A 26,116-nucleotide genomic window follows, 5' to 3' on the forward strand; every position below is an offset into this window, starting at 1 on the left:
CCAATCCGGTTTCTTTCCAGCGAACTGCCAGGTACTCAGGCGCGCAAGGATACCTGCTGGGTCGCGTCGGCCAAATCATTGGCCTGTCGGGTGTCGCTTGGCTGACATCCGGTGTCATGGATGTCTATACGTTTGTGGCCCCTCGCGGCTAAAGCCGCTCCTACGGACGACACGCCTCCGTAGGACTGGCTTTAGCCGGGAGGACGTCATCACATTTGCCGCATCTGTTTTGTCAGGAATATCGAGTCATCGTTCTTCGCGGGCAAGCCCGGCTCCCACAGGAGAACACGATCTCATGTTGGAGCAGCCGGGGTGGCGCTCCCACAGGGGACGCATTCCTTTGTGGGAGCTGGGCTTGCCCGCGATATAGGCGACTCAATCTAAAGTCATACCGCGTCCAGTCTTATCGTCGGAATGCCGCCCAGACCAGGCTCAGCTCCCACATGAGTGGTGTGCTCCGTAAGATTGGATTCGCCTCGCGAGACATCGACTGTTGCCGACCGGCACTGGCGAAACACTCTTTCCAGCAACGCTTCACTCCTGAGCACCTTGGCGCTGCTGGCAATATCCGGGGCCAGCCAGCGGTCTTCGTCGTAAGGCGGGACTGCTTCGCGCAGCACCCGCCAGGCGACATCGGTACCCACGCCAAAGCGCTGAAGCTTCAAAAACTCGAAGGCCTGGGCGGCGAGCAGATACTCGATAGCGAGGATCTGTGTGGTGTTATCCAGCACCTTGTGCAGCTTCAGCGCGGCGTTGGTGCCCATGCTCAAGTGGTCTTCCTGCAAACCCGAGGTGACAAAATTGTCGGTCACTGCCGGTTGCGCCAGTTGGCGGTTTTCCGCGCACAACGACGCCGCGACGTACTGTACGATCATCATCCCCGAGTTGACCCCCGGCTGGCTGACCAGAAACGCTGGCAGGTTGCTGATGGTCGGGTTGATCAGGCGATCCAGACGTCGCTCGGCAATCGAGCCCAGTTCAGCGACAGCAATCGCCAGCAGATCCGCCGCCATGGCGACAGACTGACCGTGCGGGTTGGCTTGCGATACCACGCGGTACGACTCAGGTGTGCCGAGCACCAGCGGGTTGTCTGTCGCCGAGTTCAGCTCGATTTCAATCTGCCGGGTTGCGTGTACCAACTGATCGCGGGTCGCGCCATGCACTTGCGGGATCGAGCGAACGCTCAGCGCGTCCTGAGTCCGTATGCCACGGCTGTTGACCACCACTTCACTGCCATCCAGCAAACCACGCAGGTTGCTGCCTACGATTTGCATGCCCGGATGCGGCTTGAGCGCGATGATCTCGGCATCGAAGGCATTGATCTGGCCGCCAAGCGCTTCAAAACTCATTGCACCGATTACGTCCGCCCACTGTGTCAGGCGTTGCGCATCGGCAATTGCCAGACAGCTCAGGCCAGTCATGCACGGCGTGCCGTTGACCAGGCACAATCCGTCTTTCGCACCGAGTATGACCGGGCTCAAGCCCTCGGCATCCAGCGCTTGCTGCGCAGGCATGACATGGCCGCGATAACTGACGTCGCCCACGCCCAGCAAGGCAATGCCGATATGCGCCATGTGGGTCAGATAACCTACTGAACCCTGGGACGGCACGTACGGTGTGATGTTGCGGTTGAGCAAATTCAGCAGCGCCTCGACGACTTGCCGGTGCAGCCCGGATTTGCCCTGGCTGTAGTTGATGATCGCCGCGCAGATGATCGACCGGGTTTGCTCGTCTGAAAGCGCTACGCCGACGCCGCACGCGTGGCTCAGCAGGGTGTTGCGCGATAACTGGCTCAGTTGTTCGCCTTGCAGTGAAATATTGCACAGCGCACCCAGCCCGGTGTTCACGCCATAAGCACGCTCGCCGCTGGCGACGATGCGCTCGACAATGGCCTGAGCGTTGTCGATCCGCGCCCAGGCGCTGGCCGAGAGCGCCAGTTGCGCACCCCGGCGAGCGACCGCAACCACGTCCTGCCAACGGACCTGACCTTCACCAATCACCACTTGTTCGACGGGCGACATCTGCACGCTTCCTTACACAGTCACTGCGCGCCGCTGCACGAAACGATCAACGTATTCGTCGGCGGGGGAGTAGAGGATTTCTTTCGGAGTGCCCACCTGAATCAACTGTCCGTCCTTGAGAATCGCGATGCGATTACCGATGCGCACGGCTTCGTCGAGGTCATGGGTGATGAACACGATGGTCTTCTTCAGGCTGCTTTGCAGCTCCAGTAACTGGTCCTGCATTTCCGCGCGAATCAACGGATCGAGTGCGCTGAACGCTTCGTCCATCAGGATAATGTCGGTGTCAGCCGCCAATGCGCGGGCCAGCCCCACCCGTTGACGCATGCCGCCGGAAAGCTGATGCGGGTATTTGTTTTCGTAGCCCTGCAGGCCCACGGTGCTGATCCAGTGCCGGGCGCGTTCGATGCAATACTCTTTGCTCTCGCCGCGAACTTTCAGGCCGTAGGCGACGTTGTCCTCAACGGTCTTGTGCGGCAGCAGGCCAAAGCTCTGGAACACCATGCTGATTTTCTTGCGACGAAATTGGCGCAAGGCTTCCATGTCGTACTGCAGGATGTCTTCGCCATCGACCAGGATTTCACCGCTGGTGGGGTCGATCAGTCGGTTGAAGTGACGCACCAGCGTAGACTTGCCCGAGCCGGACAGGCCCATGATCACGAAAATCTCACCGCTGCCGATGGACAGCGACAAGTCATTCACGCCGACCACGCAGCCGGTTTTTGCCAGGACTTCATCCTTGCTGCTGTTCTGTCTGACCATTTCCAGCGCGTCCCTGGAACGGTTGCCGAAAATCTTGAAGACGTTGCGGACCACGATTTTGTTGGGCTCTTGGTTAGTCATTTGTTCGCCTCATGCCGTGGTCGGCCGTATGCCTGGGTGATGCGGTCGATGACCACTGCGAGAATCACAATCGCCAGCCCGGCTTCCAGTCCGCGTCCGACGTTCAGGGTCTGAATGCCCACCAACACGTCTTCGCCAAGGCCGCGAGCGCCGATCATCGAGGCGATAACCACCATCGACAGGGCCATCATCGTGGTCTGGTTGATCCCGGCCATGATGCTCGGCAGCGCCAGCGGCAGTTGCACGCCGAACAATTGCTGCCAACGATTGGCACCGAACGCATTGATCGCTTCCATGACTTCGCCGTCCACCTGACGAATGCCCAGATCGGTGAGGCGAATCAGCGGCGGCGCGGCATAGATCACCGTGGCGAAAATCGCCGGGACCTTGCCCAGGCCGAACAGCATCAATACCGGTATCAGGTAAACGAAGCTAGGCATGGTCTGCATGATGTCCAGCAACGGCATCAGCACCGAGCGCAGGCGGTTGCTGCGTGCCGAGAGGATCCCCAGCGGAATGCCGATGATCACCGAAATCAGTGTGGCGACCAGCATCAGCGCCAAGGTCTGCATCAGCTTGTCCCACAGCCCGACGGCACCTACCAGAAACAGCAGGCCGACTATGACGGCAGTGGTCGTAATCTTGCGCGTGGCGTGCCAGGCGATGCCGCCGACGATGGCCAGCATCAACCACCACGGCGCCATGCGCAGCAGGCCTTCCAGGTTGACGATGGCCCACAGCAGCGTGTCGGAGATCTGCCGGAACACATCACCGTAATTGGTCACCAGCGCATCAACCCAGTCGTTGACCAGATTGGCGATGGAGAATGTGAAGCTTTCGGGGAACATAAGGTGCTCTCTGAACTGGAATTCAATCCTGTGGGAGCCGAGCTTGCTCGCGATAAGGCTGAACGCGATCTAACGTGAACTGCGTCCAGCCTTATCGCGAGCAAGCTCGGCTCCCACAGGGGAATGAGTGTTGCCTAGAGTGAAGCATCCACCTTTTTAGCCGCTTCTTCACTCACCCAGGCATGCCAGACTTCAGGGTGTTCCTTGAGGAAGATCTTCGCCAGTTTCGGCGATTCGATACGGTCCTTGGTCATGCGGGCCAGGTTCTGGTTGAGCAGATCGATCGGGATGTTGACCTTTTCCATGACCGACACCAACTCAGGCGCCTGCTCGTGGAAGGTCTTGGACAGGCCGACCTTGATCTCGATGGTCTTGTTAACGCCATCCTTCTCTTCCAGACGCACCATGTCTACTTGACCCATCAACGGCGTCGGCGACCAGTAGTAAGTCAGGATCGGCTCGCCACGTTTGTAGCTGGACAAAATCGCCGCATCCAGCGCCGGGCCAGTGCCTGGGCGGAAGTTGGTGTACTTGTCTTCCAGGCCGTAGCTTTTCAGCATCTCGCTGTTTTCCAGCTCACAGGTCCAGCCAGCCGGGCAGTTGTAGAAGCGGCCTTTGCCGGGTTCTTCAGCGTCCTTGAACAGCGTCGAGTATTTGGCTAGGTCGCTGATGGATTTCAGGTCCGGAGCCTTGGCTTCCAGCTTGCGTTTGGCGTCGCCTTCGATCACGTAGCGCGGCACGTACCAACCTTCGACGGCGCCTTTGACCGGGCTACCGACACCGACTACTTTTCCGGCCTTCTCAGCCTTGTTCCACACTTCGCTACGGCCGACCCACTCTTCGGCAAACACCTGAATGTCGTTGGTGCTCAGGGCGTTCTCCATGGTGATGGAATTGCCCGGCAGGCTGTCGACTTCACAGCCATAACCCTTGTTCAGGACTACCTGCAACACGTCGGTCAGCAACATTGCGCTTTCCCAGTTCAGACCGGCGAACTTCACCGGCTTGCCGGATTCACACCAACCCGCTGCCTGACTCGCGCCAGCGCCGGTGAGCAAACCCAGTGAAATCAACGTGGACAGCAGTGCCTTTTTGGTTTTCATTGCGTGACGCTCCTCGCGAATGGATGTGGCAGTTTCCAGATCAAAAGGCCAGAAGCCTGATTGCAGGACACTTGACGGTCCTTTGGGGTGGTCAGTTCACTAACACTGCGTGGTCGGACACTGAATGCAGAACCTGTGCAGACTGTGTGGGAGCGAATTCATTCGCGAAAAGGCCCTACCTGAAAAGGTATCGTTGCCTGACACACCGCTTTCGCGAATGAATTCGCTCCCACAGAAATGCATTTCAATTCAATTGCATCGTTGGCACACCCTAGCCTTAATTCCCAACCATCGGCAGGTTCAAGCCCTTCTCATTCGCGCAATCGATCGCGATCTGATAACCCGCATCCGCATGGCGCATCACGCCGGTCGCCGGGTCGTTGTGCAGGACGCGGGCGATGCGTTCGGCTGCTTCGTCTGTACCGTCGCACACGATCACCATGCCCGAGTGCTGCGAGAAGCCCATACCGACACCGCCGCCGTGGTGCAGCGAAACCCAGGTCGCGCCGCTGGCGGTATTGAGCAGGGCATTGAGCAGCGGCCAGTCGGACACGGCATCGGAGCCGTCCTGCATGGATTCTGTTTCGCGGTTCGGGCTGGAGACCGAGCCGGAATCCAGGTGGTCACGGCCGATCACAACCGGTGCCGACAACTCGCCGCTGCGGACCATTTCGTTGAAGGCCAGACCGAGTTTGGCGCGCTGACCCAGGCCTACCCAGCAGATACGCGCTGGCAGGCCCTGAAAAGCAATGCGCTCGCGGGCCATGTTCAGCCAGTTGTGCAGGTGCGCGTCGTCCGGGATCAGTTCTTTGACCTTGGCGTCGGTTTTGTAGATGTCTTCCGGATCGCCCGACAGCGCGGCCCAGCGGAAAGGCCCTACGCCGCGGCAGAACAACGGACGAATGTAGGCCGGTACAAAACCCGGGAAGTCGAACGCATTGGCTACGCCTTCTTCCTTGGCCATCTGACGGATGTTGTTGCCGTAGTCGAACGTAGGAATCCCCATCTTCTGGAAGGCCAGCATCGCCTCGACGTGTTCAGCCATGGACTGCTTGGCGGCTTTGACCACTGCTGCCGGTTCGGTCAAAGAGCGCGCGCGATACTCGTCCCAGGTCCAGCCCTTTGGCAGGTAACCGTTGAGGGGATCGTGGGCGCTGGTCTGGTCGGTGACCATGTCCGGGCGTACACCGCGACGAACCATTTCCGGCAGGATTTCAGCGGCGTTGCCGCACAAGGCGATGGAGATTGCTTTGCCTTCAGCGGTGTATTTGGCGATGCGCGCCAGGGCGTCGTCGAGATCAACGGCCTGTTCATCGACGTAACGCGTCTTGAGACGGAAATCGATGCGACTTTGCTGGCATTCAATGTTCAGCGAGCTGGCCCCGGCCATACCGGCAGCCAGTGGTTGCGCGCCACCCATGCCGCCCAGGCCTGCAGTCAGGACCCACTTGCCTTTTAGGCTGCCGTTGTAATGCTGGCGACCGGCCTCGACGAAGGTTTCGTAAGTGCCTTGGACGATGCCCTGGCTGCCGATGTAGATCCAGCTGCCTGCAGTCATCTGGCCGTACATGGCCAGACCTTTAGCATCCAGTTCGTTGAAGTGCTCCCAGCTCGCCCAATGCGGCACCAGGTTGGAGTTGGCGATCAGCACGCGAGGCGCATTGCTGTGAGTCTTGAATACGCCGACCGGTTTGCCGGACTGAACCAGCAGGGTTTCGTCATCATTCAGGTTGGTCAGGCTTTCGACGATCTTGTCGTAGCACTCCCAGTTGCGTGCTGCGCGGCCGATGCCGCCGTAAACCACCAGCTCCTTGGGATTCTCGGCCACTTCCGGATCGAGGTTGTTCATCAGCATGCGCAGCGGAGCTTCGGTCATCCAGCTCTTGGCGGTCAGCGTGGTACCGCGAGCAGCGCGAACTTCGACGTCACGGTAGCGGGTCCAGTGTTGGGTATTCTCGGTCACGAAAGAAGTCCTCAGCGATCAGTTCAATGCACTTGGCTTTACTTGTATGTACAAGCATATGCAATTGAAATACCAACTCTCGAAAACCAGCCTGTAGGAGCGCGCTTGCCCGCGATGGTGTCGGGTCAGCCTATACATGTGTCGGCTGATCTGACGCTATCGCGGGAAAGCGCGCTCCTACAGAGAACTTAATTTAATTCAAAAGGTTGGGGATTTTAAAGCCGCAGTGAGGGGCAGGATGCCTGATCGGATTTTCAGGGGGATGGCAGAGCGATCAGATCTCTTCCCCCCCCCCCAAGCCAATCCATCTGTGCATGTTACTGCGCAGAAGATTTGCTTGGTTTTGGGGCGCTCGGTAACGAATTGGTGCGCGGTTTGGGTCAGATCACCTTAACGGCACGCCCGATGAACTGGATCGGCCCGGTTGGTTTGCCAATCGGTGAGCCGGTGGCCTGTTCCAGCGTCAGCTCAAACAGTTGGTTGGGCTGCAACGGCGGCAGTTTATCCAGGGGCACTTGCAGGGTTTGCCCCGGCTTGACCAGTCCCAGAGAAACCGGGCCTTGCCAGTCGTCACCCTTCGTCCAGAACTCCAGTGCCTTGTCGGCGGGCACTTCGGTAACGCTCAGGGGGATGAGCTGGATGTCTTGTGAATTACTGGTCTGAACCACCCAGCCCGGTGCTTTATCCTGCGGCGCGACCAGCACCACCAGATAAGACGGCGATGGAGTCGTGCGTGATTGAGTGAGCAAGGTCATGCCTAACACCAGCGACGCCGCAAGGCCTGCACCGGCCAGGCCGCGCCAGATCGACAGGTTGTTCCACCAGCTTTGTACGTCGCGTTTTGAGGTTTTCTGTGGTGCAAGCAGATCATCCAGGCTGCGCTCGATCCTCGCCCACAGATGCGCTGGCGGTTTTTTCGGTTCCACCATGTCCGTCAGTGGCAACAGACGTTCTTCCCACGCATCGACTGCGGCCCGCAAGGCGGGCTCGTTGGGCAGCCGACGCTGTACTTCAATTCGTTGCCGGGCAGACAAAGTGCCCAGCACATATTCGCCCGCCAACTCGTTGAGCGGTTTTTGGGGTTCAGTGCCCGAGCTGTTGCTCATCCGATGCACTCCCGTAATGCATTCAGGCTGCGCTTGATCCAGGCTTTTACAGTGCCCAGCGGCGCGCCGACTTTTTGCGCAATCTCTTGATGTGAATAGCCGTCCACGTACGCGTGGAACACGCAATTGCGACGTACCGGTTCAAGCTGCTCCAGACAGAACTCGATCCGCCCCGGATTCACCCGCCAGTCAAAACTGTCCACCGTTTCGTTCCAGCCTTCCAGCGTTGCCTGGGCTTCACCGTGCTCGTCTTCATCTTCGCTCTGCACCTCACGGGCATTGTTGCGAATGGCGTTCAACGCCAGATTTCGGGTGATGCTGAATATCCAGCCACGGGCCGACCCTCGGGTCTTGTCGAAGCTTGTCGCCCCGGTCCAGACCTTGATGAAGGCGTCGTGCACGATGTCCTGAGCCAATGCGCTGTCACGCACCAGGCGTTGCGCAACACCGAGCAGACGAGGGCTTTCCTGAGCATACAGCCGCTCAAGCGCCTGCCGTTCGCCTCGGGCGCAGGCATCCAGTGCTGCTTCGTAATCAAACAGGGATTCGTGGGAGGACAATTCAATACGCCGTTTACAGAGAACTTCCACTCCGATTTGAATCGGAGCACCCGCGCAGGAGCATAGACCAGTTCCTGCGCAGGCTCGCGCTAATTACTTGGCAGACCAGAAGATATAGTCGGCCTGGTATTTAACGATTTCCTTCGCGCCCTTGTTGCTCTCTGCGCACGCTTTGGCTGGCGCTACGCCGCCTTTGAGCGCAGTACGCTGAATGTAGGCAACACCAGTCATCGCGCCTTTGCCTTCAGCCGGGTTGGCTTTGACCAACTGGTACGGCAAGTTGCCAGCGCTGGATGGGGCCACGGCGAGCTGGGTGCCGGTCACTTTGGAACCGTCTTTAGCTTCCCAGGTGGCTGGCGGGCCGTAGTAAGTACCGACTTGCTTGCCGCTGCGATCATTGAGCACGGCTTTAGGACCCACGAATGCCCATTCCATGCCTTCGGCAGCATTGGCTTTGGCGCGGCACTCGTAAGTGATTTCGCCTACGCCGGTGGTTTCCATGCTGACTTTGAAGCCATCTGGAACCCGCACGGTTTCCGGCAGGTTGCTTTGAGCGAAGGCAGAGGGCGCCAGGCAAGTGAAAGCCAGTGCAGCACCAGTCAGGCAGAGCAAGCGTTTTGCGTTCATGCAGACATCTCCAGTTTTGGGTTTTCGCTTAACAGCCAAACCGGCTGCTTATCTGTACTACCCGCGAGAAACCCATCTGGATGCAGCGATTTGAAAATAAATTTTCAGCCCTTGCTGATTCGGCTGCGCAGCAGGATCACACCCGCAATCGCCGCGAGTCCTGAACCCATTAATACGCCGACTTTCACTTCGTCGATCAGGTGCGCAGAGCCGGGGAACGCGAGGTTGCCAATAAACAAACTCATGGTGAAACCGATGCCGCAGAGGATCGCTACGCCATACAACTGAACCCAGTTGCTACCTTCTGGCAACGAGGCCAGACCGGAGCGGATGGCCAGAACGGCGGCAAGGAACACACCAATCTGCTTGCCGACGAACAAGCCTAGCGCAACGCCAAGTGGCACGGGATCGATCAGGTTCTGCAGGGAAATCCCCGATAACGACACCCCGGCATTGGCAAAGCCGAATATAGGCACTATGGCGAACGCTACCCAGTAATGCAGCTTCTCTTCGAGGAACAGCAGCGGCGAGCGAGACTCTTCTTCAGGCTTGCCCAAAGGAATGCACAGCGCCAGAGCGACACCGGCCAAGGTCGCGTGAACGCCCGATTGCAGAACGAAGAACCACAGAGCCGCACCCAGCAGCAAGTACGGCAACAGGCGACGCACGCGCAGACGATTCATTACGATCAGGACGGCGAGTGTGGCAAAAGAGGCGAGCAGCATCGGCATGTTCAGGCCGCTGCTGTAGAAGAAAGCGATGATGGTGACGGCGCCCAGATCGTCGAGGATCGCCAGAGCGGCGAGAAAGACTTTCAGGGAAGTGGGCACGCGTTTGCCTAGCAGTGACAGCACACCCAGCGCGAACGCAATATCGGTAGCGGCAGGGATCGCCCAGCCGCTCATGGTTTCCTGGTTGCCCCAGTTGACTGCGATGTAGATTAGCGCAGGCACCAGCATGCCGCCGGCTGCTGCAAAGCCGGGCAGGGCGCGTTGACCCCAGGTGGCCAGGCCGCCCGCGAGTACTTCACGTTTGATTTCCAGGCCGACCATCAGGAAGAAGATCGCCATCAGCCCGTCGTTGATCCACAACTCAACGGAAAGCCCCAGCCAGACGCTGTGCAGTGCCGCGAAATAGCCAGCGCACAGGCCGGAGTTGGCGACGATCAGTGCCGCGAGTGCCGCACCCATCAATATGATGCCGCCAGCCGATTCCGAGGCCAGGAAACTGGCAAGTATGGCGATGGCTCTTGGGGTTTCTTTTTTGTTGTTATCGGCAGTCATTGGCAGGTGCGGCGTCCTTGGGGAAACGTTGTAAATGGCCTGGAACGAGCTTCTGTGGGAGCGAATTCATTCGCGAAAGCTAGTTTGCAGTCGGCCGAAATCTTTCGGTGAAGCGCTGGCCTCTTCGCGAATGAATTCGCTCCCACAGGTGAGTGGTCTGTCAGTAAGTTTTCACGTGTTCTGGATTTTGGTCAGCTCAATCAAACAACAGCGGCTAGCACGTGGCGCATAAAGCACAACCTCCAGCAACGCGCCGGATTCATTATCCAGTTGCAGACAATCATGCTTTTCCAGCAACTGCGGCGGATGCTCGGCCAGGTTCGCGGCCATCTGCTCTGCGGCGCTGAACAGCAACAGCGTAGACGCCGAACTGAACAGGCGTTGAGGTTTGAGCACATCGACCCACTGCAAACTGACGCGATAACGGTCCGGCGAGTAGATCAGGTTGAAATCGCGAATCGCACCCTCAATCAATGTGCAACTGACCTGGCTGTCGCCGCTGAACGCGAAGGGATCGCCGGGCAGCAGTGGCTCGGTCGTTTTGCCGTCGATATCCAGCGTCATGCCCGCGCCTTGCAGCACCGTGATGATGCGTTGATAGCCAGGAAACAGGGAAAAGCCCCCGGACTGCTGGATATCGGCAATCGACAGACGCCAGCCGAAACCTTCCAGCCCTTCGCCCGCATCCCGGGTCACTTCTTCAGTGCTGCCGCCGCCGTTTTTCCAGGGCATGCGCGGGTAGTCAGCGGCGCGCAAAACAGTCAGTTGGCTCATTTGCTGAAACGTCCTTCCAGGCGATGACGGGAACCGGGGTGGATCAGGCGCGCGGCGGTCACTGGCTGGCGGCCGGACCACGTGCGGCGGCGGATCAAGAGGCAAGGTTCACCCGGGCTGATCTGCAACAGCTCGCACTCATCAGGCTCGGCCAGAATGGCCTCAACCACATGCTCGCCTTCGGTCAATGGCGCGACTTGCGAAAGATAAGCGTAGGGGGTTTGTTGAGTGAAATCCTGGCTCAAGTAGTCCGGTGCGACCAACGCGTTGACATAGCGATCTTCGATTTGCACCGGCAGATCGTTTTCCAGATGCACGATCAACGAATGGAACACCCGCTGACCTTCGCGCATATCCAGCGCCAGAGCTCGTTCGGAGCCAGCAGCTTCTTCTTTCAGGAGGATGACCTTGCAGGTGTGACGATGACCCCGTGCTGCGATTTCATCCGCGATATTGTGGACTTCAAACAGTGCCGACTGACTCTTGGGCTCGGCGACGAAAGTACCAACGCCTTGCATACGCACTAACAGGCCTTCGGCGGTCATTTCACGCAGGGCACGGTTGATGGTCATGCGGCTGAAGCCCAGTTGGGTCACCAGCTCGCTCTCCGACGGCACGCGGTGATGCGGCGGCCAGTTTCCGCACTGGATTTGCTGCGCGATCATCTGCTTGACGCGGGCGTACAGCGGGGCCGGACTGTCGCCCATTTGGGCAGCCAATGGAGAAGTGGCAGGCGGAGTCGGCACTGAGGGCAATCCTTTTCGAAGGTAATTCAGGTGCAGGTCGGCGCTGATCTTGCAGCGCCTGGACATTAATAACGTGTGTTTACGCTACCCATTAACCTGTTCGGCGACAAGCTTGCCGGAGTTTACCGAGCGTGCAAACGTCTGTATATGTATATACAAATCACTTTTCGAGGGATGCAAAGCTATGTCCGCCTTCTTTGCCGAGCGTGCATTGTTGCCTGATGGCTGGGCCAATAATGTTCGCATTGAGGTCAGCGCCGCTGGCGTGATCACTCATATCGCCACGGAGGCTGATGCTTCAGGTGCGGAGTCGCTCAAAGGGCCGCTACTGCCAGGCATGCCGAATCTGCATTCTCACGCATTCCAGCGGGCGATGGCCGGGCTGGCGGAAGTCGCAGGCAACCCCAATGACAGCTTCTGGACCTGGCGGGATTTGATGTACCGCCTGGTTGGAAAGATTAGCCCACAGCAATTGGGTGTCATTGCCCGTCAGTTGTACATCGAAATGCTCAAGGGCGGTTTTACCTCGGTTGCCGAATTTCATTACGTGCATCAAGACACCTCCGGCAAGCCTTACGCAGACCCGGCGGAACTGGCGCTGCAAATCAGTCAAGCGGCGAGTTCTGCTGGAATCGGACTGACGCTGTTGCCAGTGCTCTACAGTCACTCCGGTTTTGGCGGGCAAGCGCCGAACGAAGGTCAGCGACGGTTTATCCACAGCACCGACAGCTACCTTGATTTGCAGGCGCGTTTGCAACCTGTAATGCGTGAGCAGTCAGCGCAGCAGTTGGGTCTTTGTTTTCACTCGCTGCGTGCGGTAACGCCTGAGCAGATCAGCACTGTGCTGGCCGCTAGCGATCAACAATGTCCGGTGCACATTCACATCGCCGAGCAGCAAAAGGAAGTCGACGACTGCATGAGCTGGAGCGGTCGTCGGCCCGTGCAATGGCTGTACGAAAACGCTCCAGTGGATGAGCGCTGGTGTCTGGTGCACGCCACTCATGTGCAGCCTGATGAAGTGGCGCTCATGGCGCAAAGCGGGGCGGTCGCGGGGTTGTGCCTGACCACCGAGGCGAATCTGGGCGACGGGATTTTTCCGGCGGTGGACTACATCGCTCAAGGCGGGCGCTGGGGAATCGGTTCAGACAGCCATGTCTCGTTGAGCGTCGTCGAAGAGTTGCGCTGGCTGGAATACGGTCAGCGGCTGCGGGATCAACGTCGCAATCGCTTGTATCGCAGCGATCAGCCCATGGTCGGCAGAACGTTGTTTGATGCAGCGCTGTTCGGTGGCGCTCAGGCGTTAGGTCAGCCGATTGGTCGACTGGAAGTGGGGCTGCGGGCGGACTGGTTGGTGCTGGACGGTAATGATCCGTACATCGCTACGGCGTCCGGCGACGGGATTCTTAACCGTTGGTTATTCGCAGGCAGCGACCGGCAGATTCGCGACGTGATGGTCAACGGCAAGTGGGTGGTACGCGAAGGGCATCATGCCGGGGAAGAGCAGAGCAATCGGGAGTTCGCGCAGGTGCTGCGGGAGTTGTTGGGGTGAATATTATTTGCGCCGACCTGAAGTTCACGCTAACTATGTGAGACCAAATTTATTCGGGAAGACGGCATTCCTGACGACAAAGATGCTGTGAGTGGACCGGCCCCTTCGCGAATAAATTCGCTCACACAGGGGCTTGTGTTTGCTGCGCGACAGCGCCGGTCTCACAGGTTCTGTGTATTACTTCCCGATCTTCGAATCCTCAACCCGCCAAACCAGCTTGGTGGTGTCGTACCCCTGCTGTTGGGCCTGGCTGAGCAGATGCTCTTTTACGTCCTTCGATATCGTTGGCGTGCGCGACAGCAGCCACAGGTATTTGCGGTCCGGGTTGCCCACGACAGCGGTCTTGTAACCGTCACCGATGTAGAGCACCCAGTAGTCGCCTTTGGCTACGCCGGGCAGCAAGCGGGAAAACCAGTTATCAAACTCCACCCACAACTTGTCGGTTTTACCCGGCACTTGCGGTGTCGCCGTGCCTGTTGCTTCCTGCCACTCGCCTTCAATCGTCCGGCAGCGGTTGGTCACGCCAACGTCGCCATCTTCCTTGAGGGCGTAATGCGCTTCGGATTGTGCGCACTTGCGCTGGAAGAACATCGGCAAACGGGCAATTTCGTACCAGGTGCCCTGATATTGCTTGAGGTCGACAGTGCCAACCGTTTTAGGCTCGAGGTTTTCAGCAGAGTGCGCGAAACCGATTGCGAGAAAGCTGGCCATTAGCACCAGACTAAAACGCACAAGTAATTTGATCATCTGTTATTTCAAGCCCTGACCCGAGAAAAGCACAACCTTGTCGGCGGCATACTGCACGCTGATGAAACTGGTCTGATCGCCCCACGTGCAACTGGACATACCCAGCGCGCCGGAGCATTCAGTCGGGCTGCCCAGCAGTTGTTCAACTTCCGCCTTGGGCATGCCTGCAGACAGTTTCGAGTAATTTTCCTGATTAACCTTGCTACATGCGGCCAGCAGCACGCAAAACGACAACAACGCTAGAGAGCGCAGAGACATGGATGAAGCTCCTGAACGGAAAGGGTAACGCCGCAGCAAACGGTCGATGGGCAGGTTGCTGGCGTAATACCGAAAGCTTAGAAGAGAAAAGCGGGATCTGGTTCCGTTGCGTGGTAAATCCATTTCATCCAAGGGACCGGACATTGTTGGAGCGAGGCTTGCCCGCGAAGAAAGATAACGCGGTATATCTGTACTAGTGGGGACAATGGTTCGCGGGCAAGCCTCGCTCCAACAAATATGCTTAAAACCTTGAGCCCGGCTCTTTCAGAATTCGATTTCTTCAGGCGTTGACGCAATGCCGAGAATTTCGTTGCGGTGCGGGAAGCACCCCAAGCGGATGATGATTGCCCTTGGCTTTGCCACTTCGGAGGGTGATCCGGCAGAGCCGAACCACTATTCCAGCAGCGGGAGCCAAGGGGCAGTCATATGGGTCAGGCCTTGTGGTACGAGGTCGCGCGCTCAACTTCTTCTTTCGAGCCCAGGAACACCGCAACACGCTGGTGCAGGCCATCCGGCTGGATATCGAGGATGCGCTGATGACCGTCAGTGGACGCGCCGCCAGCCTGTTCCACCAGGAACGACATCGGGTTGGCTTCGTACATCAAACGCAATTTGCCCGGCTTGGAAGGCTCGCGGCTGTCACGTGGATACATGAACAGGCCACCACGGGTCAGGATGCGGTGTACGTCGCCAACCATCGCGGCAACCCAGCGCATGTTGTAGTTCTTTTTCAGCGGACCGTCTTCGCCTGCCAGCAGTTCGTCAACGTAGCGTTGTACCGGAGCTTCCCAGTGACGCTGGTTGGACATGTTGATCGCGAATTCCTGAGTAGAGGTCGGAATCTTGATGTCTTCGTGGGTCAGTACGAAACTGCCCATTTCGCGATCCAGCGTGAAGCCTTTGACGCCGTCGCCCAAGGTCAGCACCAACATGGTCTGTGGGCCGTAGATGGCATAACCGGCAGCGACTTGCTGAGTACCTGGTTGCAGGAAAGCCTTCTCGTTCAGAGGCTCGTTCTGGCTCAGGTATTCGTTCGGGCAACGCAGTACGGAGAAGATGGTTCCGACCGGAGCGTTAATGTCGATGTTCGAAGAGCCGTCCAGTGGGTCGAAAACCAACAGGTAGGCGCCTTTCGGGTATTTGCCCGGGATCTGGTAAGCGTTGTCCATTTCTTCGGACGCCATGCCCGCCAGGTGACCGCCCCATTCGTTGGCTTCGAGCAGGATTTCGTTGGAGATCACGTCGAGCTTCTTCTGCACTTCGCCCTGAACGTTTTCAGTGCCCATGCTGCCGAGCACGCCGCCCAGTGCGCCTTTGGAAACGGCGTGGCTGATTTCCTTGCACGCTCGCGCCACCACTTCGATCAGGAAGCGCAGATCGGCAGGAGTGTTGTTGCTGCGGGTCTGCTCAATCAAATAGCGACTCAGGGTAACGCGGGACATGGATAGCTCCGAGAATAGGGGGGAATAAAAGACCCGCGCAGTTTAGCGCGAGTCGAGACGTAATACTGCCCATAAGACTGGGTTAACACCCATTGAGTTCACGGGTGGGCGGAGCTTAGGCGGAAAATGCTGAAACGGTGGCTGAAACGAAGTGGTCGAAGGGTGAAACGCGATCCCCTGTGGGAGCCGGGCTTGCTCGCGATAAGAACGACGCGATCTAAAGTGAACCGCGTCCAGCCTTATCGCGGGCAAGCCCGGCTCCCACATTGGCCGTATTGCCAAAGTGGGAGCAGTTTGCGCTTACTCCATTAATCCAGCGCCTTCCAGATATCCCCAGCGTATTCCCGGATTGTCCGGTCCGACGAGAACCATCCCATGCGGGCCGTGTTGAGTACCGCGGAGCGCCACCACTCTTTCGAGTCGTGCCAGTGGGCTTCGACCCTGGCCTGGGCTTCCCAGTAGGAATCAAAGTCGGCACAGACCAGAAAGCGGTCATAGGCCAGCAGTTGATCAATCAGGCCTGCGTAGCGGTTAGGATCATCCGGCGAAAACACCCCGCCCCGAATGGCTTGCAGGACGTCGTTGAGTCGACCCGATGCCGCCGCTGCCGCGTAAGCGCTGAAGTCGCCTACTTGCTTGTGGGCTTCTACTTCCCGAGAGGTCATGCCGAAGATGAACATATGCTCCAGACCTACCTGTTCGCTCATCTCCACGTTGGCACCGTCCAGTGTGCCGATGGTCAGCGCACCGTTGAGGCCGAATTTCATGTTGCTGGTGCCCGACGCTTCCAGACCTGCAGTAGAAATCTGCTCCGACAGGTCGGCTGCCGGGATGATGCTTTCGGCCAGGCTGACGTTGTAGTTGGGCATGAACACGACCTTGAGCAAACCGCGGACGGTAGGGTCGCTGTTGACGGTACGAGCGATGTCGTTGGTCAGCTTGATGATCAGCTTGGCCGAGTGGTAACTCGCTGCCGCCTTGCCCGCGAAGATCTTCACGCGTGGCACCCAATCGGTGCCTGGCTGAGCACGGATGGCCTGATACAAGGCGACAGTGTGGAACAGGTTCAACAGCTGACGCTTGTATTCGTGAATCCGTTTGACTTGCACATCGAACATCGCAGCCGGATTGACCACGATCCCCAGGCGCTCTTTGATGATCGCCGCCAGTGCACGCTTGCTGTGCAGGCGCTGATCCGCGAATTGCTTGCGGAAGGAGCTCTTGTCGGCGAACGGCTCCAGTTCGATCAAGCGTGTTTCAGCGTTATCCAGCACGTCTTCGCCCAGCGACTCGGTGAGCATCTGGGTAAGCTTGGGGTTGGCCTGGAACAGCCAGCGGCGGAAAGTGATGCCGTTGGTTTTGTTATTGATCCGCTCTGGATACAGTTTGTGCAGTTCGGCAAAAACCGTCTTGCGCATCAGTTGGGTATGCAGCGCGGAGACGCCGTTAATACTGTGAGAGCCAAGGAAAGCCAGGTTGCCCATGCGCACCCGACGACCGTTTTCTTCTTCGATCAGCGATACCGCACGCAGCACGTCAAAGTCGTGAATGCCTTTGGCGCGCAAAGTGTCGATGTGCTGGGCGTTGATGATGTAGATGATCTGCATGTGGCGCGGCAGCATCCGCTCCATCAGACCGACCGACCAGGTTTCCAGTGCTTCTGGCAGCAAGGTGTGGTTGGTGTAGGCGAGGGTGCCCACGGTAATCTTCCAGGCCGCGTCCCACGCGATGCCATGATTGTCGATCAACTGACGCATCAGCTCGGCCACGGCAATGGACGGGTGCGTGTCGTTCATCTGGATAGCCGCGTGTTCGGGCAGATCCATCAACGTGGCATGCATGTTCAGATGGCGGCGCAGCAAATCCTGCAGCGATGCGGAGACGAAGAAGTATTCCTGGCGCAGACGTAATTCCTGGCCCGCCTCGGTGGCATCGTTCGGGTAAAGCACGCGAGAGATACTTTCGGCGCGCACCACCTCGGCCACTGCACCAAAGTGGTCACCGGCGTTGAAGCGCTCCAGGTGCAAATCGCCTACTGCGCGGGCGCGCCACAGACGCAGGGTGTTCACGCTTTTGCCGCGCCATCCCACTACCGGGGTATCGTACGCAATGGCCCGAACGGTTTCCGACGGACGCCAGACCTGACGCTGTTCGCCGTCTTCATTGGTCAGCGTGTCGACACTGCCGCCGAAGCCGATGGGGTACACCACTTCCGGGCGTTCGAATTCCCATGGGTTACCGAAATCCAGCCAGTTCTCGGTCTGTTCCTGCTGCCAGCCGTCGACGATGGCCTGGCGGAAAAGGCCGTGCTCATAACGAATCCCGTAACCGTGACCCGCGATGCCCAGCGTCGACATGCTTTCCATAAAACAGGCAGCCAGACGACCCAAGCCGCCGTTACCCAGCGCTGCGTCGGGCTCAAGCAACTTGATGCGCTCGATGTCCACACCCAGTTCGGTCATCGCCTCACGGGCGACCTCCAGCAGGCCGAGGTTGCTCAGGCTGTCGTACAGCAGACGCCCGATAAGAAATTCCAGTGAAAGGTAATAAACCCGCTTCTGAACCTGGCGATAAATCTTCCGGGTGTGGTCCATCCAGTGCTCAACCATGTGGTCACGAGCAGCGAGTGCAACAGCTTCGAACCAGTCATGCTCAAACGCATGGTCAGGGTCCTTGCCCACCGAATAGGTGAGTTTGGCGAGAACAGCGGCGCGGAAAGCAGCCACTTCAGCGTCACGAACGAGTGGTTCCTGAGACATCGATACGACCTCAAGTAGTCAGACGAATAAAGGATGAGATTTCTTTGACTGTAGGGCGAGTCTGCAAAACTTTCCTGAAATTTCCTAAATTACTCAGGGCATGACCCACGTTACGACAGAAACATGTCGCTCTGGTTCGCCGGTTCAGGCAATTGGCAAACCGCTTGCATTGATCGTTCCACTCTCGGCAAGAGCTGCGAGTGACAGCATGAACATTCCTCGTTTCGGGTTTATGATGCCTCAAGGCAAAAAAATAGAAGAACCCGAATCGCACTCACGGAGCACCTATGCAGACCTTGTATCCGCAGATCAAACCTTACGCCCGGCATGATCTGGCTGTAGAGGCACCGCACGTTTTGTATGTCGATGAAAGCGGGTCACCGGAAGGTCTGCCGGTGGTGTTTATCCATGGCGGTCCAGGCGCGGGTTGCGATGCGCAAAGCCGTCGCTATTTCGATCCCAATCTTTATCGCATCATCACTTTCGATCAGCGTGGCTGTGGTCGCTCGACGCCTCATGCAAGCCTGGAAAACAACACGACCTGGGATCTGGTTGCCGATCTTGAGCGGATTCGCGAGCATCTGGGCATCGATAAGTGGGTGCTGTTTGGCGGGTCCTGGGGTTCGACCTTGTCCCTGGCGTATGCCCAGACTCACCCGGACCGCGTCCATGCTCTGATCCTGCGCGGTATTTTTCTGGCGCGCCCGCAAGAGATCGAGTGGTTCTATCAGGCCGGTGCCAGCCGCATGTTCCCGGATTACTGGCAGGATTACGTGGCCCCGATCCCGCTGGACGAGCGCGATGATTTGTTGACCGCGTTCCACAAGCGCCTGACCGGCACCGACCAGATCGCCCAAATGCATGCGGCGAAAGCCTGGTCCACATGGGAAGGCCGCGCCGCGACGCTGCGCCCGAACCCGCAAGTGGTTGATCGCTTCTCCGAGCCTCAGCGCGCATTGTCGATTGCTCGCATCGAGTGCCATTACTTCACCAATAATTCTTTCCTCGAAGAAAACCAGCTAATACGCGACATGCCGAAAATCGCCCATTTGCCGGGCATCATCGTGCACGGTCGTTATGACGTCATCTGCCCGCTGGATAATGCGTGGGAATTGCACCAGGCCTGGCCGAACAGCGAGCTGCAGGTGATTCGTGACGCTGGGCATGCTGCCTCGGAGCCAGGTATCACTGATGCTTTGGTCCGCGCCGCTGCACAGGTCGCCGCCCGGTTGCTGGATTTGCCGCCTGAAGAGGCTTGATTTGGACGCTACGCCTGTTTGAATTGGAACGGGATTCACGGTAGGAGCGAATTTATTCGCGAAGGGGGCGGTACATCCGATAGAAATTCATCGTTTGGTACATCGCATTCGCGAATGAATTCGCTCCCACAGGTATCCGTTTGATGCGCGATTGAATCGCAAGGAATGGGCATGAAAGGCTTGCTACAACGCGCTGCTGCCCAGGTCGCCGCCCGGTTGCTGGATTTGCCGCCTGAAGAGGCTTTATTTGGACGCTACGCCTGTTTGAATTGGAACGGGATTCACGGTAGGAGCGAATTTATTCGCGAAGGGGCCGGTACATCCGATAGAAACTCATCGTTTGGTACATCGCATTCGCGAATGAATTCGCTCCCACAGGCATCCGTTGATGCGCGATTGAATCACTAGGAATGGGCATGAAAGGCTTGCTACAACGCGCTGCTGCCCAGGTCGCCGCCCGGTTGCTGGATTTGCCGCCTGAAGAGGCTTGATTTGGACGCTACGCCTGTTTGAATTGGAACGGGATTCACGGTAGGAGCGAATTTATTCGCGAAGGGGGCGGTACATCCGATAGAAATTCATCGTTTGGTACATCGCATTCGCGAATGAATTCGCTCCCACAGGTATCCGTTTGATGCGCGATTGAATCACAAGGAATGGGCATGAAAGGCTTGCTACAACGCGCTGCTGCCCAGGTCGCCGCCCGGTTGCTGGATTTGCCGCCTGAAGAGGCTTGATTTGGACGCTACGCCTGTTTGAATTGGAGCGGGATTCACGGTAGGAGCGAATTTATTCGCGAAGGGGGCGGTACATCCGATAGAAATTCATCGTTTGGTACATCGCATTCGCGAATGAATTCGCTCCCACAGGTATCCGTTTGATGCGCGATTGAATTACAAGGAACGGGCATGAAAGGCTTGCTACAACGCGTCAGCAGTGCACGAGTTGAAGTTGGAGGGCAGGTTGTTGGCTCTATCGATCAGGGTTTGATGGTCCTTGTGGGCGTCGAGCCTCAAGACACTCAGGCCAGTGCCGACAAGCTGCTACATAAGCTGCTCAATTACCGGGTGTTCAGCGATGCTGACGGCAAGATGAATCTGTCGTTGCGCGATGTGGAAGGTGGTTTGCTGCTGGTATCTCAGTTCACCCTGGCAGCCGATACCAAAAGCGGCATGCGGCCGAGCTTCTCAAAAGCAGCCCCGCCGGCCCTTGGAGCGGAGTTGTTCGAGTATTTGTTGAACCAGGCTAAAAGCTCGCACGCGGTGGTCGAATCGGGCCAGTTTGGTGCAGATATGCAAGTCCATCTGGTAAATGATGGCCCTGTGACTTTTATGCTTGAGGGTTAAAAGACTAATCTGATGCATAACCCCGAAATTATTAGGCTCTAAAGCAATAAATACTTCATCGGACATGGTGCGTTGTGGCACGCGCTACTAGATAATCGCGCCGTCCGGGTATGTGTGTTTGTGGCACCGTTTGGCAAGGTCAGAGGCTGGTTCGACACCGTTTGGGGAATCATTAGGTTCTTTTGGAGTCGGAACAGTGCTCGCCAACCCGGCAATTGATAGCTGGCCGTTGGTTTCTTCATCTGTTTTCGGCGAGGGTTGCTCGTGATTGTTAGTCCCTGTAATGCGGTAAAGACACCTGGCAAGCGGTTGCGTAGCGCGCTATTGGCAAGTTCAGCCCTGATCTCACTGTTCAGCGCCACTCAACTGTGGGCGTTTAGTCTTGATGACGTAGCGAGCAGAGCGAAAGAACTGGCCGACAAGAAATACGAAGCCCCGCGCAGCAATCTGCCCGCCGAGTTCCGCGACATGAAGTTCGCGGACTACCAGAAAATCCGTTTCCGTGAGGATCGTGCCGAATGGGCTGGCGACAGAACGCCGTTCAAAGTCTCGTTCTATCACCAGGGTATGCACTTCGACACCCCGGTCAAAATCAACGAAGTCACTGCGACCACCGTTGAAGAGATCAAGTACGACGCCAGTCGTTTCGATTTTGGCGATGTGAAGTTCGATCCCAAGTCGACCGAGAATCTCGGCTATGCCGGTTTCCGCGTTTTGTACCCGATCAACAAAGATGACAAGCAAGACGAAATCATGACCATGCTGGGCGCGAGCTACTTCCGCGTCATCGGTAAAGGTCAGGTTTACGGCCTGTCTGCTCGTGGCATGGCGATCGATACCGCGATGCCTTCCGGCGAAGAGTTCCCGCGTTTCACCGAGTTCTGGATCGAGAAGCCAGCCACCGATGATAACCATCTGGTGATCTTCGCGCTGCTCGACTCCCCGCGCGCTACGGGTGCCTACAAGCTGACCCTGCGTCCGGGCACCAATACGCTGGTCGATGTCCAGTCGCGCATGTACCTGCGTGACAAGGTCTCCAAGCTGGGCGTTGCTCCGCTGACGAGCATGTACCTGTTTGGTGCCAACCAGCCTTCGCGCGTGCAGAACTATCGCCGCGAGCTGCATGACTCCAACGGTCTGTCGATTCAGGCAGCCAACGGCCAATGGCTGTGGCGTCCACTGACCAATCCTAAGCACTTGGCCGTCAGCAGCTTCTCGGTAGAGAACCCGCGCGGTTTTGGTCTGCTGCAACGTGGCCGCGACTTCGCTAACTACGAAGACCTGGACGACCGCTATGACAAGCGTCCGAGCGCATGGATCGAGCCTAAAGGTGATTGGGGCAAAGGCACCGTCGACCTGGTAGAAATTCCGACCGCCGATGAAACCAACGACAACATCGTTGCGTTCTGGAAGCCGGAAACCCTGCCAGCACCGGGCCAGCCTGTTGATTTCAACTATCGCATCCACTGGACCATGGACGAGAAAGCCATTCACTCGCCTGATCTGGGCTGGGTCAAGCAGACCCTGCGTTCCGCTGGTGACATCCGTCAGTCCAACCTGATTCGTCAGCTGGACGGCAGCGTCGCGTTCCAGGTCGACTTCGTGGGTCCGATCCTCGCGTCCATGCCTGAAGACAAGACCATTCGTAGCCAGGTGACCACTGACACCAATACCGAGCTGGTGGAAAACAACCTTCGCTACAACCCGGTGACCAAGGGCTATCGCCTGACGTTACGGGTCAAGGTCAAGGACACCAACAAGCCGATCGAGATGCAGGCTTACCTGCTGCGCGAGATCCCGGCCGAGCCAGGCAAGGAACCTGCGGTACTGGTTGCTGACAAGGCTCACATCGGTGACGAGAAGAAAGCTGCGCCTGCTAAAGAGGCTCCGAAGAAAGAAGCCGCTGCAGACGCCGCCAAGGATCCGAAAGCCGACGTAGCCAAGGCTGATGCAGCCAAGCCTGCTGATGCCAAAGCCGATGCAAGCAAGCCAGCGGACGCCGCCAAGCCAGCTGATGCTGCCAAGGCAGACGTAGCCAAGGCTGATGTCGCGAAAGACAAAGACGGTAAAGAGACCCCGCAGCCTGAAGCCGAAGCTGCACCCACCAATCCAGAACCGGCCAAGACGCTGCAAGTCATGACCGAGACCTGGAGCTACCAGTTGCCAGCCGATGAGTAATTCCGTACCGGTGCCAGTGTCACTCAGCGAGTACCTGGCACACCTCCCGATGAGCGATGAGCAGCGAGCCGAACTGGCTGGCTGCACCTCGTTCGCCGAGTTGCATGAGCGTTTGTCTGCTCAGCCAGTCACCGACTCTGCCGAAGCCGCTCAGGCTTCGGTGGGTCGCCGACTGACGCTGACTACCGCCGAGGCTTTGGAAGAGGCCGAGATGCTGACCCTCGACGCCAACGGTCGTGTGTGCCTCAAGGCCACACCGCCGATTCGTCGGACCAAAGTCGTGCCGGAGCCATGGCGTACCAATATTCTGGTGCGCATGTGGCGTCGCATGACCGGTCGCAGTAACCCGGTCGAGCCAAAGGTCGAGCGTGATCTGCCGAAGGCGCGCTGGCGTACAGTGGGTTCTATCCGCCGTTATATCCTGCTGATCCTGATGCTTGGCCAGACGATCGTTGCTGGCTGGTACATGAAAGGCATTCTGCCGTACCAAGGCTGGTCGCTGGTTTCGCTGGACGAAATCACTCACCAGACGTTTGTACAGACCATGTGGCAGGTGCTGCCGTATGCCTTGCAGACCAGCATCCTGCTGCTGTTCGGGATTCTGTTCTGTTGGGTATCAGCCGGTTTCTGGACCGCCTTGATGGGCTTTTTGGAGCTGCTGACCGGCCGCGACAAGTACCGCATCTCCGGTGCCAGTGCGGGTAATGAGCCGATTGAAAAGGGTGCTCGTACCGCGTTGGTCATGCCGATCTGCAACGAAGACGTGCCGCGTGTGTTTGCTGGTCTGCGAGCGACTTTCGAGTCGGTTGCAGCAACCGGTGACCTCGATCGCTTCGACTTCTTCGTGCTCAGCGACAGCAACGAGACTGACATCTGCGTGGCAGAGCAACAGGCCTGGCTGGACGTCTGCCGCGAGACCAAAGGTTTCGGCAAGATCTTCTATCGCCGTCGTCGCCGTCGCGTAAAACGCAAAAGCGGCAACCTCGACGACTTCTGCCGTCGCTGGGGCGGTGAATACCGTTACATGGTCGTGCTCGACGCTGACAGCGTCATGAGCGGTGAATGCCTGACCAGTCTGGTGCGCTTGATGGAAGCCACGCCGGACGCCGGTATCATCCAGACCGCGCCACGAGCGTCGGGCATGGACACTCTCTATGCGCGCATGCAGCAGTTTGCGACTCGCGTGTACGGTCCATTGTTCACGGCCGGTCTGCACTTCTGGCAGTTGGGTGAATCCCACTACTGGGGCCACAACGCGATCATCCGCATGAAGCCGTTTATCGAGCACTGCGCCCTCGCGCCGTTGCCAGGTAAAGGCGCTTTTGCCGGTGCGATCCTGTCTCACGACTTCGTTGAAGCCGCTTTGATGCGTCGTGCTGGGTGGGGCGTGTGGATTGCCTACGACCTGCCGGGCAGTTACGAAGAGCTCCCGCCAAACCTGCTGGACGAACTCAAGCGTGACCGTCGCTGGTGCCACGGCAACCTGATGAACTTCAGGCTGTTCCTGGTAAAAGGCATGCACCCGGTTCACCGTGCGGTGTTCCTGACGGGCGTTATGTCTTATCTGTCTGCGCCGTTGTGGTTCTTCTTCCTTGTGTTGTCCACAGCCTTGCTGGCGGTGAACACGCTGATGGAGCCGACTTACTTCCTTGAACCGCGTCAGCTCTATCCGCTGTGGCCACAATGGCACCCGGAAAAAGCCGTTGCGCTGTTCTCGACGACCATCGTGCTGTTGTTCCTGCCTAAACTGCTCAGCATCATTCTGATCTGGGCCAAAGGCGCAGTCGGTTACGGCGGCAAGATCAAAGTCACGCTGTCGATGCTGATGGAAATGCTGTTCTCGGTGCTGCTGGCTCCGGTGCGCATGCTGTTCCACACCCGTTTCGTACTGGCTGCCTTCCTGGGCTGGGCTGCGACCTGGAACTCGCCACAACGTGACGACGACTCCACGCCGTGGATCGAAGCGGTCAAGCGTCATGGTCCGCAAACCCTGTTGGGTGCGTGCTGGGCGCTGCTGGTCGCTTGGTTGAACCCAAGCTTCCTGTGGTGGCTGGCGCCAATCGTGGGTTCGTTGATGCTGTCGATTCCGGTCTCGGTGATTTCCAGCCGTACCGGTCTAGGCCTCAAGGCACGCGACGAGAAGTTCTTCCTGATTCCTGAAGAGCACACGCCGCCGCAAGAGCTGGTCTCGACCGATCTGTACACCCACGAGAACCGCTGGCACGCACTGAAGCAAGGCTTCATCCGCGCCGTGGTCGATCCGCAACAGAACGCGCTGGCCTGCGCCCTGGCGACCTCGCGTCACCGGATCGCCGAGCCTATCGAGTTTGTACGGATGGAACGTGTACGTCACGCGTTGGCAGTCGGGCCTGAGAAACTCAGCAATCAAGACCGCTTGATGCTGCTCAGCGACCCGGTTGCGTTGGGCCGTCTGCATGAGCAGGTCTGGACTGAAAACCACCCTGAATGGCTGGATGCATGGCGAGAGTCTGTCGCTGCCGATCCGCACGCACCACTGCTGCCTTTGCAGCCGGTAGTGCGCGCGTCTGAGCAGACGTTGGTTCACGCCTGATTCAAGGCGGTAAACAAAAACGGCGCCCCGCAAGGGCGCCGTTTTTTGTTGTGCTGAAATATACCTGTGGGAGCCGGGCTTGCCCGCGATAAAGCTGGACGCAATTCACTTTAGATCGCGTCCAGCCTTATC

21 protein-coding genes are annotated in these 26,116 nt (G+C 58.0%); 5 read left to right on the forward strand and 16 right to left on the reverse strand.

The window, feature by feature from the left end:
- Positions 1-386: 386 nt before the first annotated feature.
- The 11 genes from hutH to hutC form a co-directional block, all read right to left on the reverse strand.
- Positions 387-2,021 (reverse strand): histidine ammonia-lyase, encoded by a 1,635-nt coding sequence (gene hutH, locus K3169_RS02380; RefSeq protein WP_263269826.1) that lies wholly within the window; start codon positions 2,019-2,021, stop codon positions 387-389.
- Between the two features lie 12 nt (positions 2,022-2,033).
- Entirely contained in the window at positions 2,034-2,864 is an 831-nt protein-coding gene (locus K3169_RS02385; protein WP_263269828.1) for a glycine betaine/L-proline ABC transporter ATP-binding protein, read from the reverse strand.
- A complete protein-coding gene (locus tag K3169_RS02390) occupies positions 2,861-3,712 on the reverse strand; it encodes an ABC transporter permease (protein ID WP_027898503.1) in 852 nt (283 codons plus the stop codon). The genes K3169_RS02385 and K3169_RS02390 overlap by 4 nt, the downstream gene beginning before the upstream one ends.
- A gap of 134 nt (positions 3,713-3,846) precedes the next feature.
- The gene (locus tag K3169_RS02395) at positions 3,847-4,815 is read right to left on the reverse strand and encodes an ABC transporter substrate-binding protein (RefSeq protein ID WP_263269829.1); all 969 of its coding nucleotides are present in this window, start codon (positions 4,813-4,815) and stop codon (positions 3,847-3,849) included.
- 277 nt (positions 4,816-5,092) lie between these two features.
- Positions 5,093-6,778: a urocanate hydratase gene (gene hutU, locus K3169_RS02400; RefSeq protein ID WP_231677858.1), complete on the reverse strand. Its 1,686-nt coding sequence runs from the start codon at positions 6,776-6,778 to the stop codon at positions 5,093-5,095.
- Positions 6,779-7,158: 380 nt separating this feature from the next.
- Positions 7,159-7,884 (reverse strand): anti-sigma factor domain-containing protein, encoded by a 726-nt coding sequence (locus K3169_RS02405; RefSeq protein WP_231677857.1) that lies wholly within the window; start codon positions 7,882-7,884, stop codon positions 7,159-7,161.
- Positions 7,881-8,444, reverse strand: coding sequence for a sigma-70 family RNA polymerase sigma factor (locus K3169_RS02410; protein ID WP_122395025.1), 564 nt, complete (start codon positions 8,442-8,444; stop codon positions 7,881-7,883). Before K3169_RS02410 ends, K3169_RS02405 begins: the two co-directional genes overlap by 4 nt.
- Before the next feature lie 93 nt (positions 8,445-8,537).
- The gene (locus K3169_RS02415; protein ID WP_027898144.1) at positions 8,538-9,071 is read right to left on the reverse strand and encodes a DUF3455 domain-containing protein; all 534 of its coding nucleotides are present in this window, start codon (positions 9,069-9,071) and stop codon (positions 8,538-8,540) included.
- Between the two features lie 104 nt (positions 9,072-9,175).
- Positions 9,176-10,354, reverse strand: coding sequence for a Na+/H+ antiporter NhaA (nhaA, locus tag K3169_RS02420; RefSeq protein ID WP_263269831.1), 1,179 nt, complete (start codon positions 10,352-10,354; stop codon positions 9,176-9,178).
- Between the two features lie 171 nt (positions 10,355-10,525).
- A complete protein-coding gene (locus K3169_RS02425; protein ID WP_263269832.1) occupies positions 10,526-11,128 on the reverse strand; it encodes a HutD family protein in 603 nt (200 codons plus the stop codon).
- Positions 11,125-11,835, reverse strand: a complete 711-nt coding sequence (gene hutC / locus K3169_RS02430; protein WP_176560573.1) for a histidine utilization repressor — start codon at positions 11,833-11,835, stop codon at positions 11,125-11,127. The genes K3169_RS02425 and hutC overlap by 4 nt, the downstream gene beginning before the upstream one ends.
- A gap of 223 nt (positions 11,836-12,058) precedes the next feature.
- On the opposite strand from hutC, the gene K3169_RS02435 reads away from it, so the two are divergent.
- Positions 12,059-13,423 (forward strand): formimidoylglutamate deiminase, encoded by a 1,365-nt coding sequence (locus tag K3169_RS02435; RefSeq protein ID WP_263269833.1) that lies wholly within the window; start codon positions 12,059-12,061, stop codon positions 13,421-13,423.
- A 177-nt stretch (positions 13,424-13,600) separates the two neighbouring features.
- Here the strand turns inward: K3169_RS02435 and K3169_RS02440 are convergent, their stop codons facing one another.
- The 5 genes from K3169_RS02440 to K3169_RS02455 form a co-directional block, all read right to left on the reverse strand.
- The gene (locus tag K3169_RS02440) at positions 13,601-14,170 is read right to left on the reverse strand and encodes a lipocalin family protein (RefSeq protein ID WP_263269835.1); all 570 of its coding nucleotides are present in this window, start codon (positions 14,168-14,170) and stop codon (positions 13,601-13,603) included.
- 3 nt (positions 14,171-14,173) lie between these two features.
- Positions 14,174-14,428 carry an outer membrane protein assembly factor BamE gene (gene bamE / locus K3169_RS02445; protein ID WP_099267946.1) on the reverse strand — a complete coding sequence of 85 codons (255 nt, stop codon included), beginning with the start codon at positions 14,426-14,428 and terminating at the stop codon, positions 14,174-14,176.
- Positions 14,429-14,692: 264 nt separating this feature from the next.
- The gene (locus tag K3169_RS29665; protein WP_099267947.1) at positions 14,693-14,791 is read right to left on the reverse strand and encodes a DUF924 family protein; all 99 of its coding nucleotides are present in this window, start codon (positions 14,789-14,791) and stop codon (positions 14,693-14,695) included.
- A gap of 68 nt (positions 14,792-14,859) precedes the next feature.
- Positions 14,860-15,870, reverse strand: a complete 1,011-nt coding sequence (locus tag K3169_RS02450) for a class 1 fructose-bisphosphatase (protein ID WP_027902274.1) — start codon at positions 15,868-15,870, stop codon at positions 14,860-14,862.
- Positions 15,871-16,178: 308 nt separating this feature from the next.
- Positions 16,179-18,629 (reverse strand): glycogen/starch/alpha-glucan phosphorylase, encoded by a 2,451-nt coding sequence (locus tag K3169_RS02455; RefSeq protein WP_231677851.1) that lies wholly within the window; start codon positions 18,627-18,629, stop codon positions 16,179-16,181.
- 287 nt (positions 18,630-18,916) lie between these two features.
- Between K3169_RS02455 and pip the strand changes: the two genes are divergently transcribed.
- The 4 genes from pip to mdoH all read left to right on the forward strand — a co-directional run bounded on the left by pip (position 18,917) and on the right by mdoH (position 25,984).
- Positions 18,917-19,888 carry a prolyl aminopeptidase gene (pip, locus tag K3169_RS02460; protein WP_027901827.1) on the forward strand — a complete coding sequence of 324 codons (972 nt, stop codon included), beginning with the start codon at positions 18,917-18,919 and terminating at the stop codon, positions 19,886-19,888.
- Between the two features lie 908 nt (positions 19,889-20,796).
- A complete protein-coding gene (gene dtd / locus K3169_RS02465; RefSeq protein WP_263269838.1) occupies positions 20,797-21,234 on the forward strand; it encodes a D-aminoacyl-tRNA deacylase in 438 nt (145 codons plus the stop codon).
- Positions 21,235-21,492: 258 nt separating this feature from the next.
- On the forward strand, positions 21,493-23,412 hold the full coding sequence (locus K3169_RS02470) for a glucan biosynthesis protein G (RefSeq protein WP_317633749.1): 1,920 nt from the start codon (positions 21,493-21,495) through the stop codon (positions 23,410-23,412).
- Positions 23,405-25,984 (forward strand): glucans biosynthesis glucosyltransferase MdoH, encoded by a 2,580-nt coding sequence (mdoH, locus tag K3169_RS02475; protein WP_027901824.1) that lies wholly within the window; start codon positions 23,405-23,407, stop codon positions 25,982-25,984. The genes K3169_RS02470 and mdoH overlap by 8 nt, the downstream gene beginning before the upstream one ends.
- Positions 25,985-26,116 lie beyond the last annotated feature (132 nt).

Source organism: Pseudomonas phytophila (assembly GCF_025643095.1).
GTDB classification, from domain to species: Bacteria; Pseudomonadota; Gammaproteobacteria; order Pseudomonadales; family Pseudomonadaceae; genus Aquipseudomonas; species Aquipseudomonas quasicaspiana.